General features: G+C 69.5%; 10 protein-coding genes and 1 tRNA gene. 4 read left to right on the top strand and 7 right to left on the bottom strand.

Going from position 1 to position 12118, the window contains the following annotated elements; translation table 11 throughout:
• The first annotated feature begins 15 nt into the window (after positions 1–15).
• Complete coding sequence (locus tag VM938_00055; protein ID HVF73407.1) at positions 16–2004, top strand: DivIVA domain-containing protein; 1989 nt, start codon at positions 16–18, stop codon at positions 2002–2004.
• 9 nt (positions 2005–2013) lie between these two features.
• Positions 2014–4908, top strand: coding sequence for a UPF0182 family protein (locus VM938_00050; GenBank protein HVF73406.1), 2895 nt, complete (start codon positions 2014–2016; stop codon positions 4906–4908).
• A 47-nt stretch (positions 4909–4955) separates the two neighbouring features.
• On the opposite strand, the gene VM938_00045 is transcribed toward VM938_00050, so the two are convergent.
• Complete coding sequence (locus VM938_00045) at positions 4956–6092, bottom strand: DUF222 domain-containing protein (GenBank protein HVF73405.1); 1137 nt, start codon at positions 6090–6092, stop codon at positions 4956–4958.
• 121 nt (positions 6093–6213) lie between these two features.
• Between VM938_00045 and VM938_00040 the strand changes: the two genes are divergently transcribed.
• Positions 6214–6287, top strand: a tRNA-Met gene (locus VM938_00040).
• Between the two features lie 66 nt (positions 6288–6353).
• Here the strand turns inward: VM938_00040 and VM938_00035 are convergent.
• Positions 6354–7562, bottom strand: coding sequence for a tyrosine-type recombinase/integrase (locus VM938_00035; protein HVF73404.1), 1209 nt, complete (start codon positions 7560–7562; stop codon positions 6354–6356).
• Between the two features lie 573 nt (positions 7563–8135).
• A complete protein-coding gene (locus VM938_00030; GenBank protein ID HVF73403.1) occupies positions 8136–8477 on the bottom strand; it encodes a cupin domain-containing protein in 342 nt (113 codons plus the stop codon).
• A 111-nt stretch (positions 8478–8588) separates the two neighbouring features.
• Between VM938_00030 and VM938_00025 the strand changes: the two genes are divergently transcribed.
• Positions 8589–8858: a hypothetical protein gene (locus VM938_00025; protein ID HVF73402.1), complete on the top strand. Its 270-nt coding sequence runs from the start codon at positions 8589–8591 to the stop codon at positions 8856–8858.
• A gap of 137 nt (positions 8859–8995) precedes the next feature.
• Here VM938_00025 and VM938_00020 read toward each other — a convergent pair whose 3' ends face one another.
• From VM938_00020 to VM938_00005, 4 genes are all read right to left on the bottom strand, one after another.
• On the bottom strand, positions 8996–9760 hold the full coding sequence (locus VM938_00020) for a hypothetical protein (GenBank protein HVF73401.1): 765 nt from the start codon (positions 9758–9760) through the stop codon (positions 8996–8998).
• 26 nt (positions 9761–9786) lie between these two features.
• A complete protein-coding gene (locus VM938_00015) occupies positions 9787–10530 on the bottom strand; it encodes a hypothetical protein (protein HVF73400.1) in 744 nt (247 codons plus the stop codon).
• A complete protein-coding gene (locus VM938_00010; GenBank protein HVF73399.1) occupies positions 10514–11428 on the bottom strand; it encodes an ATP-binding cassette domain-containing protein in 915 nt (304 codons plus the stop codon). Before VM938_00010 ends, VM938_00015 begins: the two co-directional genes overlap by 17 nt.
• A gap of 473 nt (positions 11429–11901) precedes the next feature.
• Positions 11902–12118: hypothetical protein (locus tag VM938_00005; protein HVF73398.1), on the bottom strand; the 217-nt coding region annotated here is incomplete at its 5' end.

Below are 12118 nucleotides of genomic sequence, written 5' to 3'. Positions count from 1 at the left end.
TCGTAGGCTTCGGCCATGCCCGAGTTGTCGCCGGACGAGGTGGCCGCGCACGCGTTCCCGACGTCGTTCCGCGGCCTCGACCCCACCGAGGTCAAGAGGTTCCTGGCCCGCGTGGCCGAGCAGCTGCGCGCCGCGCAGGACGAAGCGGAGGCGCTGCGCCGCCGCTTGGCCGAGGCCGAGGAACGGGCGGCGCACCCCCAGATGGACGTCGACACGCTGACCAGCGCGCTCGGTGAGGAGACGGCCCGCATCCTGCGCTCGGCCCAGGACGCAGCGGCCGACATCCGGGGCAAGGCCGAAGACAACGTGGCCCAGCTGCTGCGGGAGGCCTACGAAGAGGCGGGCCGGATGCGGGCCGAGGCCGAAGGCTTGTTGGCCCGAGAGACCGAAGAGGCCGAAGCGGCCGCCGCCGAGATCCGCACGGCGGCCGAAGCCGACGCCGAGGCTGCCCTCGGGCGGGCGCGGCAGGAGGCCGAACGCCTGCTGGAGGACGTGGAGGGCAAGGCCCGCGCCATGGTCGAAGAGGCCGAAGGCCGCCGGGCCAAGGTGCTCGGTGACCTGGCCCGGCGGCGCAAGCTGGCGCACACCCAGGTCGAGCAGTTGCGGGCCGGGCGCGACCGGCTGCTGGAGGCGTACCGCATGGTGCGCACCACACTCGACGAGGTCACCGAGGAACTGGTCAAGGCCGAAGCCGAGGCGCGGTCGGCAGCGGAGGCGGCCGCACGCCGGGTGCCCGAGGAGCAGCTTGACGAGGTCGCAGAGCCCGCCGCCGAACCTGCGGCCGAGCCGGAGCCGGAGCCGGAGCCCGCACCTGCACCTGCACCGGAACCTGAGCCCGAGCCCGAGGAACGGCGTCGGTCGTCGGTGCGCATCCTGCGCCGCCCCAAGGACGAAGAGGCAGCCGAGGCGGAGCGGGCCGCGGCGTTCACGCCCGTCGCCCCACCCATGGCAGGCGAAGGCGTGCGCATCATCAAGCCGGAGCCGAGCCAGGAGGCGCCGCCCGAGCCCGAGCCCAAGCCGCCGCGGGCAGTCGAGGAGCCTCCGCGTCCCGTCGACCCGCTGCTGCCCGAAGAAGAAGCAGCGAAGGCAGCCTCGCGCCCAGCCGACCCGCCGCTGCCCGAGGAAGCGTCGAGCGGCAACGCCGAAGAAGTGCCCACGACAGGCGACGAAGCCCCCGACGCCGTCGACGACCTGTTCGCCCGCATACGTGCCGACCGCGCCCAAGCCGTGGCCCGCGCCCGCGAGGTGCTCGACAGCGGGGCCGACGCTGACGCCGAGGGCGACGCCGCGCCCGAACCCGCCGCCGCAGCGCCTGCATCGGAGCCGGCCGAAGAAGCACCTCTCTCCGACGAGGACGAAGCCCTGCTCCAGCGGCGTGACGGCGCGGTGGAAGACATCGAGCACCGCCTCTCGCGCCGGCTGAAGCGGGCCTTGCAGGACGAGCAGAACGACGTGCTCGACCGGTTCCGCAGCCACCGCGGCCGCCCGACGGCGGATGCCGTCCTGCCCAGCGCGGACGACCACCCCGCCCGCTATCGGGCCGTGGCTGCCGAACTGCTGGCCGAGGCGTCAACGGCAGGGGTGTCCTTCGTCGACGGCGGCGACACGGCCGTCGACGTCGACGACCTGGCCGAAAGCCTGGCCGCCGACCTCGTCGGCCCCCTGCGCAAGCGGCTCGAGCGAGGCCTGGAGGAAGGCGCCGAAGAAGAGGCGTCGTTGGTGGTCGAGCGCATCGGCGCCGCCTACCGCGAGACCAAGGGCAAGCGCATCGAGCAACTGGCCACCGACCACGTGATCGCCGCCTTCTCCCGGGGCACGTTCAGCGCCACCCCCGAAGGGGCGCCGCTGCGCTGGATCGTCGACGACGTAGGCGGCCCCTGCCCCGACTGCGACGACAACGCCCTGGCCGGCCCCACCCCTCGCGGCGAGGAGTACCCCACCGGCAGGCTGCATCCGCCCGCGCACGCCGGGTGCCGCTGCTTGCTCGTCCCTGCCGCGCCCTAGGCTCCGCCCATGCGTGCTCCCACCGACCTCCCCCGGCCGGCTCGTCGCGGCAACCGCGGCCGCACGATCCTGATCGCCGCGGGTGTCGTGCTGTTCTTCGGCCTCACGTCGCTGCGGGGGATCGCGGGCTTCTACACGACGTACTTGTGGTTCGACGAACTGGGCTTCGGCGACGTGTGGCAGGGGGTGCTGGGCACCAAGCTGGCGCTCGTCGCGGGCTTCACGGCGGGCTTCTTCGTCCTGCTGTACCTCAACCTGCTCATCGCCGACCGGCTGGCGCCCAAGTTCCGCACGCCCGGCCCCGACGACGAGCTGGTGCAGCGTTACCGCGACGCCGTAGGCCGCCACGCCGGCAAGGTCCGCCTCGTCATCGCCGCCCTGTTCGCCCTGATGGCGGGGGGCAACACGGCGAGCCAGTGGAACAACTGGCTGTTGTTCCGCAACAGCGTTGACTTCGGCGTGAACGACCCTCAGTTCGGCGAAGACGTCAGCTTTTACGTGTTCCGACTGCCGTTCATGTCGTTCGTCGTCGACTGGCTCTTCCTCGCCGTGTTCATCGTGGCCGTGGTCTCGCTGGTGGCCCACTACCTCAACGGCGGCATCCGGGTGCAGCCGCCCGCCCCGCGGGTCACCCGCCACGTGAAGGCGCACATCTCGGTGCTGCTGGCCGTGCTCGCCCTGCTCAAGGCGGCGGGCTACTACCTGTCGCGCTACGAGCTGAACTTTTCCACCCGGGGCGCGGTGCACGGCGCCACCTACACCGACGTGAACGCCCAGTTGCCCGCCCTGCAACTGCTGGTGGTCATCTCGTTGGCGGCGTGCGTGCTGTTCCTGCTCAACATCCGCTGGCAGGGCTGGGTGCTGCCCGTCATCGGCGTCGGCCTGTGGGCGTTCATCTCGGTGATCGTGGGCGCCGCCTACCCCGCCTTCATCCAGAAGTTCCGCGTGGAGCCGTCCGAGCTCCAGCGGGAGAGCAAGTACATCGACCGCAACATCAAGGCGACCCGCGTGGCGATGAACATCAGCGACGTGCAGGAGCGTTCCTTCGACTACGACGAGAGCCTCACCGCCCAGGACCTGAGCGAGAACGCCACCACGGTGCGCAACGTCCGGCTGTGGGACCCCACCTACGTCAAGGGCACCTACCAGCGGCTGCAGGAGATCCGGCAGTACTACCGGTTCAACGACGTCGACATCGACCGCTACACCATCGGCGGCGAGCTGTTGCAGACGATCGTGTCGGCTCGTGAGCTCAACAGCGGCGACCTGCCGTCGCAGTCGTGGGTGAACCAGCGGTTGCAGTACACCCACGGCTACGGCGCCGTGGTGTCGCCCGCCAACGCGGTGAGCAGTGACGGCAAGCCTGAGTTCCTGGTCAAGGACGTGCCACCGGCGGGCACACCGGCCATCACCGAGCCGCGCATCTACTTCGGCGAAAACCTGAGCAGCTACGCCATCGTCAACAGCAAGCAGAAGGAGATCGACTTCCAGACGGAGTCGGGCGAGACCGAGGAGAGCACGTACGCAGGCAAGGGCGGCGTGCCCATGGGGTCGTTCCTGCGGCGGCTGGCGTTCGCCATTCGCTTCGGCGACCAGAACGTGTTGATCTCCGACCAGGTGACGCCGCAGTCCCGAGCTGTCTTCTACCGCGACATCGAGAGCCGGGTGAAGCAGGCGGCGCCGTTCCTCCGCTACGACGCCGACCCCTATCCCGTGATTGTCAAGGGCCGCATCCAGTGGGTGCAAGACGCCTACACGACAACGTCGCGGTACCCGTACGCACAGCACGCCAACGTGGAGGAGCTGCCGCCGGGCAGCGGGCTCAACACCTCGTTCAACTACGTGCGCAACTCGGTCAAGGTCGTCACCGATGCCTACGACGGCACGATGACGTTCTACATCGTCGACCCCGATGACCGGATCGTGCAGGCCTACGCCAAGGCCTTCCCCAAGCTGTTCACGCCGTTCTCGGCCATGGACCCCGAGATGGTCGAGCACCTGCGCTACGCCGAGGACATCTTCCGGGTGCAGACGAACATGTACGGGCGCTATCACATCACCGATCCGGTGGAGTTCTACCGGGCCACCGACGCCTGGAACGTGTCGCAGGACCCCGGCTCGGGCAACCCGTCGGCGCCCGCCCAGGAGGTCCAGGTGCTCGACGCCGAGGGCAACCTGGTGCGGCGCAAGACCAAGCGCATGGACCCGACGTACCTGTTGCTGCGGCTGCCCGGCGACCCCCGTGAGTCGTTCCTGATCCTGCGACCCTTCGTGGCCGCCTCGCAGGCCGACAAGCAGCAGAACCTGACCGCCTTCATGACGGCCAAGAGCGACCCGGGGTCGTACGGGAAGCTTGAGGTGTTCGAGATGCCCCGTGGCCGCCAGGTCGACGGGCCCGCTTTGGTCGATGCCCGCATCAAGGCCAACACCACGATCACCAGCGAGATAACCCTGTTGAACCAGCAGGGCTCGCAGGCGTTGCAAGGGAACCTGGTGGTGCTGCCCATCGAGAACTCGATTGTCTACGTACGGCCCCTGTACGTGCAGTCGCAGAACAACCCAGTGCCCGAGCTCAAGCGGGTCATTGTGGTGTTCGGCGAGCGGGCCGAGATGGGCACCACCCTGCAGCAGGCGCTGACCAAGATCTTCGGCTCGGCGCCCGCCACCCTGGAACGGGGGCCGCAAGGCGCGCCCGCCCCGCCCACCACGCCGACGCAGCCCGGCGGGCAACCGCCTTCAGCCGACGTGCAGGCGCTGCTGGCCCAGGCTCAGACAGCGTACGACGCTGCCCAAGAGGCGCTGCGGCGCGGCGACCTGGCCGAGTACCAACGCCGGGTCAACGAGGTCGGCGAGCTCGTGCGCCGGGCCAACGAAGCCAACCGGTCAGCCGGCGGCACCGCGTAGGGCGCCAGCTCAACGAGCAGCGCCCACGAGTAACTCTCAACCGGGTATCAACTCGCGCGCTGCAGGTCGCTGAGCGAGCCCGGTGGTCGGGTCGTGCGGGTGCGGCCCCTTGGATCGGTGATGACCAGCGTGCCGTCGGGCTGGAGCTTCTCGGACCAGCCCGGTTGGTGCCCCAAGTGGTGGTGCCGGCTGCACTTGAGGACCAGGTTGGCGAGGCTCGTCCTCCCGCCGTTTTGCCACGGGACCACGTGATGGGCCTCGCACCAGTGCGACGGCCGGTCGCATCCATCGAAGCGGCAGTGCCGGTCGCGCAGCACCAGCGCCGACCACAAGGGCGCCGGGATCGTGCGCGTCGAGGTGCCGTAGTCGAGGATCGTGCTGCGTCCGTCGGTCACGACTCGGTGAATGGCCGCGTCGCAGGCCAGCGCCTGCATCGACGCACCGTCGATCAGCCCACCGCCCACGAAGCTGCCGCCGCGGCCGGCGCGCAAGGCTTCGTAGTCGACCACCACGTTGAGGTGCGGGCGGTGCCGTCCACCCAAGCTACCTGCATGGTGGTCGAGGAAGAACCTGCACACGTCGATCAGCGCGTCGGCCCGCCTGCGGGCAGGCGGCACCTCGGGCTCGTCGACCATGGCCAGGCGCAACGCAGTGGCCACCGTCTCGCCGCCCAGCGGGTCGAGCGAGCCGGTCAGATCCCACTGGCCCTCCAGCGTCTGGGACAGGTGGACGCCTCGTTGGAACGTGGGCTCGATGTCGAGCATGGCCTTCCACTGCTGCATGGCCAAGGCCGTGCCGGCCACCGACAGGTCGACCAACGCGGGCACTACCGCCGCCTCGTGCTCGGGGAACTCCGCCGTGGCGTTGCGCACGATGGCCTGCACCTGGCCGCCGGACAGCCTTCCGGACAGCCAGTAGTCCTCGGTCAGCGGCAAGCCGCGCAGCTTCTTCGCGGTCGAAGCCGTCGACTTGGCAGTGCTCGCCGTCATGCGTGCGTGATGTCGCAGCCACGCCGTCATCGACGTGGCTCCGTCGAGCTCCCACAGGGCCTCGGCGTCGAAGGCACCGATCGCCGCCGCCACCTTGGCGTTCAGCAGGTCGACCACCTTCAGGACTTCCGCCAAGGCGTCGCCGTCGAGCGGCACCTCCAGGTCCTCGATGGCTTTCCGCAGTGCTCCGATCACGCTCCGACCGTACACATGTTCGATCATGGAGTCAATTAAAAATCACTGGAATGCACTGAAACGGGCCTCCGGCGCTCACTTTTGCGCGTCTGGTTGCGGGTGCTATCGTGACCGGTCTCGCCGCGGGGTGGAGCAGTCTGGTAGCTCGTCGGGCTCATAACCCGAAGGTCGTGGGTTCAAATCCCACCCCCGCCACGAAAAGCAGTGAGAAGGCCCAGGTCAGCGACCTGAGCCTTGCTCGTTGCGCTGGTGTCCCCCGGTTCAGGCGCTCTTCCTCCGGCCGTTCCCCCGACGTTCCCCCGTCCTTCTCGCGGTCGGGGGAGTGGGCTTGGCGAGCCGCTCGGCCGATCGGGCTGCGTCGGCCTGCATACCGGGCAGGACGTGCTGGTAGGTCTGCATCGTGAACCCGATGTTGGCCTGGCCGAGACGTTCGCTGACGACCTTCACGGGGATCCCGTCCTGGATGAGCAGGCTGCCGTGGGTGTGCCGGAGATCATGAAAGCGGATGGTCGACACGCCGGCGTTGTGAACGATTCGGCGGAATGCCTCGTAGACCGAGTGGGGATGTACGGGCTTGCCGGCGCCGTCGGTGAAAACCCATCGGTCGTCGTTGGTGATGCCGACCGCGGCGAACTCGGCGGCCTGGAAGTCCCGCCAGCCGGCGAGGATGGTGAGGGTGGTGTCGTCGAGGGCGATGGCGCGGCGAGCGTTCTTGGTCTTGCCGCGTGTCTGGTGGATTTCGTAGCCGACGGCGACGAGCCCCCTGTTGAGGTGCAGACACCGCTTGGTGAAGTCGATGTCGGGCCACTTGAGGCCGAGTACCTCGTTGCGGCGCATCCCGGTCATTGCCGTCAACCAGTAGAGCGGGAAGAGCCGGTGGCCGACCGCGCTACGCATGAGCTGGCGCAGCTCGTCCTCGGTGAGCGAGGCGCCCTCGATCCGCTGGAGCGACCGCTGTTTGGGGGCTCGCGCGACCACGGCGACGTTGCGGGATACCAGGCCGCGCCGCAGAGCGTCAGCGAGCGCACCCTTGATGATGAGATGGACCTCATAGACGGTCTTCGGTGATAGGCCCTTGCCCTCGGTGGGGTGGAGCAGCGTGTCGTAGAGCGCCTCGATCTGCTGGTAGCGCAAGCGCCGGATGCCAACCCTGCCCAACACAGGCAGGATGTGGATTTGTACGTTTCGTTCGTAGCCGTGGTAAGTGCTGATGGCCAGGTGCAGTTTCTTTGCTGGTAGCCACTGGCTGGTCAGGTACGCGCCGAAGGTCAGCGACCGCACCGAGTCGACCCGGCTCGTCTCGGTCGCGGCGAGCTTGGCGGCGAGGCGCTCGGCCTCGGCCCGGACGGTGCCTGCCGGGTGCCAGCTGCGGCGCTCCTTGCCGGTCACGGGGTCTCGACCTTCGTAGATCACTGCGTAGTAGCGGTCCCCTCGCTTCTTGACGTGCCCCTTCATCGTGTCCTCCTTCATCGCGGGTCCCGCTCGTCGAAACCCGGGGGAACAATCGGTAGACCACGCAAGTCGCCAGACGCTTGTCGAGTGGCCGAGGAGCAAATGTCCAGGTAGCCGGGGGTCGGGCACGCGGAAGCCGACTCGGGGGAACGCGGGCGGCGCAGTCCCCAGCCATGAGCACGGGGGACGCCTTCTTTCCTCGGCGGTTCGACGACACACGGTGTGGCGTAGGCGGCGGTGGGGTCAGCCCCGCTGCGCCCCGAGCGATAGGTGGCGCCGTCCCGCTCGGCTACGCGCCGACCAGAGCGTCAGGGACGGGCGGGCAACCGCGATATCGAGCGAATGATATGTAGCGTCCCTGAACGGCACATCGAGGATGCTCTCGCAGCTCGCCGGCGTCGTGGTTATGGGACGGTCGGCGCACCGCGTGATCGCCGGTTCGCTACTCGGCGATGGTGGCGGCTTGGGCGGTTCGTGGTGGTAGTAGCAGCATCCACGAGCGGGGCGCGACGCCGGCCGCCGCCTGGTCCGGCCCCATCGACCGAGCCGTGCACTCACCGGCCAGCGGCTACCTGCATGCTCAAGGCTCTTTCATTCGGCCGCGGCGAGGCTCTCTCCGAAGTCGATGAACACGCAGGGCTCGTCGCCGACCGTCCACGCGTCGTGCCCTGGCTCGATCACGACGACCGATCCCGGGCCGGCCTCGGCTTCTGTCCCATCCTTCATCACGATGTGCAGCCTGCCCGATGCCACGAAGGCGAGATGGGGTGCCTTACACAGTTCCGGCTCGAAGTGCTCCGTGTACCGCCAGCCGGGCTCGAAGGTGCACCTCCAGACGCTGTGGCTGCCCACGTCGACGCGGTGCGCACGGGCCTTCTCGGCCGTGAATTCCTCATCAGACGCATCGGACGATCGAACTTCGACACCAGCCACCTGCCACCCCCTTGTCGACTCTGGGAAAAGGCTGTCAGGAGGCCTGGCCATCGTCCAGTGGTACCTGCGGGAAGAAGTCGTCGACGCTCCTTAGCCGCGTCTCCGTCGATGGTGGGCGCAATCGGGGCCTGTGGTCGCTACGGGTCCCGCTCGAGCACCTCGGCGCCCGCATCTATCCCGACATGTTCTCCTTCGCCCAAGCCCCCGCTCGACGACACTGGCGACATCGCCGACAAACGGCTCCGCGGCCGCTTCGACGACACGATCGCCAACTTCTTGGTCCTGGTCGAGGCATCGACCCACTACCCGTGCGTCAAGCGCGCCTGGGTCGAGTTCCTCGGCGAGGCCCCCGACCCCGCCATCGACCGTGTCGATACCTGAATCGATGATGGCCAGGCCCGCCCGGCGACCAGGCGATGAGCATGCGGTCGTCGATGATCATGGTGAATTCACCTCCTGTGATCTCCGGGCAGAGACTGGAGCGACGTGTTGCGGGCGTGCGGTCAGGCGGGCGGCGCTCACGGCAGCACCATGCGGGCAACGAGCCGGTCGAGGACGGGCTCGAAGCGCTCGAGCGTGGCCGGCTGGAACTGCGTGCCCTCCACGCCGACGCAGCTGCCCTCGCCGAAGGCAGCGGCGACGGTCAGGAAGATGGTGTCGCCGGCAATGGTGGCGTAGGTGACGGAGCGCTCGGCGGCAGCGCCCCGTGGTGAGGTGATGGTGAAGCCATAGCGGATGCCTTGGTCCCCGGCTACAGGAAGGCGCCGGGCCGGGATCGAGGCGTAACGCGAGCCGGGGGGGCAGCCCTTCTCCCGGTCCTCGCGGGCCGAGCGGTCGGCGTCGGCAGCCAGCCGGCCCAGGGCGTCGGATCTTGACAGCCCTCGCAAGGACTCGAAGCTGTCGAGCGGGAAGGACACCAACTCGACGGCGCCTACGAGGACGGCCCGGTCGTAGGCGCAGTAGAGGGGGGCATCGCCCTCGCAGGCCCTGACGTCCCATCCCGCGCCTGCCGCCACCGCTCGTCGGGTCCTCCAGTCCAGCGCCGGCGCCGCGCTCGGTGGGGCGGTGGTGGTCGTGGCGACCGTGGTCGGACCGGGACGAGGGGGTAGGTGGGAGCTGGGCGGCGTGGTGGTGGTCGAGCCCGAGAGGGCCGTCGTGACGGTCGTCGCCGGACCCCCAACGTCGTCGCCGGCGCCGTTCGAGGCCCGCTCGTCGTCGGTGCTGGTGCCGCAGGCACCGGCGAGGACGAGGACCACGGACACGAGGACAAGGAGTCGTCTCATCTGTTCTCTGCTTTCTCCAGTGCTGGTCAGGTCAAGGCGATGTCGGACCGGGTGGTTCGCAGCGCGGCCGCGGCGCTGGCGGCCAGGACGTAGGCGACGCGGACGACCGCACCGGTCGCCGGGGCGAGGAGCGACCCGGCTTGTGTGGCCTGAGCCACGGCGTGCGCCGCCTGCCCGGGGAGGAATCTGCCGGCATCGCCGAGGAAGACCGATCCCAGGTTCTCCAACACCAGGACCCACACCAACGCCCCCACCACGGCGGCCACCTGGTAGCGCACGATGGCGCCGACGGCCGCGCCAATTGCCGCCCACAGCGCTCCGGCCACGACGAGGCCGCCAACGGCGGCGAGGTCTGCCGCCTCGAAGGAGGGGCCGCTCCCCTTGGCGGCGATAAGGGGAACGGCGAGGGCCAGCATCGCCGTCTGGGCCACGGCGGACATGGCAGCGCCGGCGGCGCCAGACATCGCCACCTTGGCCACGACCACCCGCGACCGTTTGGGTGCCACGAGCAGGGTGGGCACGATCGAGCCGTGGCGGAACTCGTCGGTGACGGACCGGATCCCGAGCACCAGGGCGAACAGCGCCAGGTTGATCGAGGCCAGCATGAAGAAGTGCTGGTCGTGAACGGGCCGCGCCAGGTCCTCGGTACTGGCGCTCATGATGGTGGAGAAGGCGCCGAGGGCGGCCACCGCGCTCCCCCCCACGACCAGACCTAGCGCCGTCTTGGTCGTCGTCAGCTTTATGAGCTCGGCCCTAACCAATCCCGGCATGGCTTTCCTCCTTCTCTGTCAGCTCGAAGAAAACGTCCTCGAGGCTGTTGATCTCTCCCACCAGCTCGTGCAGCACCACGCCCGCGGCGGCGGCCAGCTCGCCGACCTGCTCGGGCCGCAGCCCCCGCACGTGCATCGCACCCCGCTCTCCGCTTCGCACCTCCGCTCCCGCACCAATGAGCACCTCCGCCAGCCGCTCCGGCTCTTGCGAACGGACCCGGGCAGCGGCGGTGGAACCGCCGGTGAGGTCCGCCACGCTTGTGTGGGCGACGAGGCGTCCGGCCCGGAGGACGACGACCTCGTCGGCCATGTGGGTCACCTCACCCAGCTGATGGCTGGAGACGAACACCGTCCCTCCGCTTTTCGCGAAGGAGCGCAGCGATTCGCGCAGCCAGCGGATACCGGCGGGGTCCAGCCCGTTGGCCGGCTCGTCGAGGACGAGCAGCTTGGGGTCGCCCAGCAGAGCTGCGGCCAGCCCCAGGCGCTGGCGCATGCCGAGGGAGAACTCCCCCACCCGGCGGTCGGCGGCTCCGGTGAGGTCGACGGCGGCGAGGACGTCGTCGATGCGATGGCTCGAGATGTCGGCGGCGGCCGCCATCCAACGCAGGTGGTCACGAGCACTCCGCCGGGGGTGGAACGACGCGGCGTCGAGCATGACGCCGACCATGCGAGAGGGATTCTCAAGCTCGCCGTAGGGCCGCCCCCACACCGTGGCGGTGCCCGATGTCGGGGCGGCCAGCCCGAGCAGCATCCGCAAGGTCGTGGTCTTCCCGGCCCCGTTCGGGCCGAGGAACCCCGTCACCCCGCCACCTCGGACCTCGAAGCTGAGATCCTCTACCGCCAGGTGCCGCCCGAACGCCTTCCTCAGCCCCCGGGCCTCGATCACTGCTTTGTCCATCGTGCCCACCTCCTTTCTGGTGGGGACGGTACGGGGGCGCACTTGCCGGACTCTTGCCGCCCGCTTGCAGGGCGCCGGTCGTCATCTGGAAGCCGAGGGCAAGTCGCAGGGCTGAAGATGCGGGTCATGACCCGAACGACGCTGGTGCGAGCAACGCCAAGCCAGCAGAGCGATGTACGGCCCGCCCTGATCGCCCTCGACCAACTGGACACCCTCAACCCGGCTCCCACCGGGGCCAAGCCGTCGCCCTGGTCCGCGCCGGCGCCGCCGGTCTGCCGACGCTTCCCGGCTTCATCCTCACCACCGGGGCGAGCCCCGAGGCGGCCGGGGGCGAGCTGGCTGAGGCCGGCGCCGCCTCGAGCGCCTGCCCCCCAGACCGCCACCGTGCTCACCCGTGGCCCCCATCATCGGCCGGCGCGTCCAGCTCACCCTGCTCGAGCGGGTGGCCCAGCTGCCCGCGGTCCACGGCCACGTCAGTGGCCCCCGCCGTGGCCGGCGGTCCTCGACGTGCCGTCCTGGCCGTCAGCGACCTCGACCGTGAAAGCCGCCGTCCGCACCGTTCCCTGGTGGCTGAAATCGAAGAACAGACGGTAGGTGCCCGCCGAGGGAGCCTCGACTGCGAAGGGCACCTGGCCCGGGCCCACCCGACCCTCCAGAGGATGCACGTGGAGGTAGGCAAGGTCTGAGGCC

This window comes from Acidimicrobiales bacterium, from assembly GCA_035536915.1.
GTDB lineage: Bacteria > Actinomycetota > Acidimicrobiia > Acidimicrobiales > JAHWLA01 > JAHWLA01.
The sequence above is the reverse complement of the archived record's forward strand: the minus strand, read 5'-3'. Positions and strand labels throughout refer to the sequence as shown.

Bases quoted from the DNA above. Each gene is read 5' to 3' on its own strand.
- VM938_00015 (HVF73400.1), bottom strand. From the start codon at position 10,530: ATGCCGGGATTGGTTAGGGCCGAGCTCATAAAGCTGACGACGACCAAG.
- VM938_00020 (HVF73401.1), bottom strand. From the start codon at position 9,760: ATGAGACGACTCCTTGTCCTCGTGTCCGTGGTCCTCGTCCTCGCCGGT.
- VM938_00055 (HVF73407.1), top strand. From the start codon at position 16: ATGCCCGAGTTGTCGCCGGACGAGGTGGCCGCGCACGCGTTCCCGACG.
- VM938_00035 (HVF73404.1), bottom strand. From the start codon at position 7,562: ATGAAGGAGGACACGATGAAGGGGCACGTCAAGAAGCGAGGGGACCGC.
- VM938_00050 (HVF73406.1), top strand. From the start codon at position 2,014: ATGCGTGCTCCCACCGACCTCCCCCGGCCGGCTCGTCGCGGCAACCGC.
- VM938_00010 (HVF73399.1), bottom strand. From the start codon at position 11,428: ATGGACAAAGCAGTGATCGAGGCCCGGGGGCTGAGGAAGGCGTTCGGG.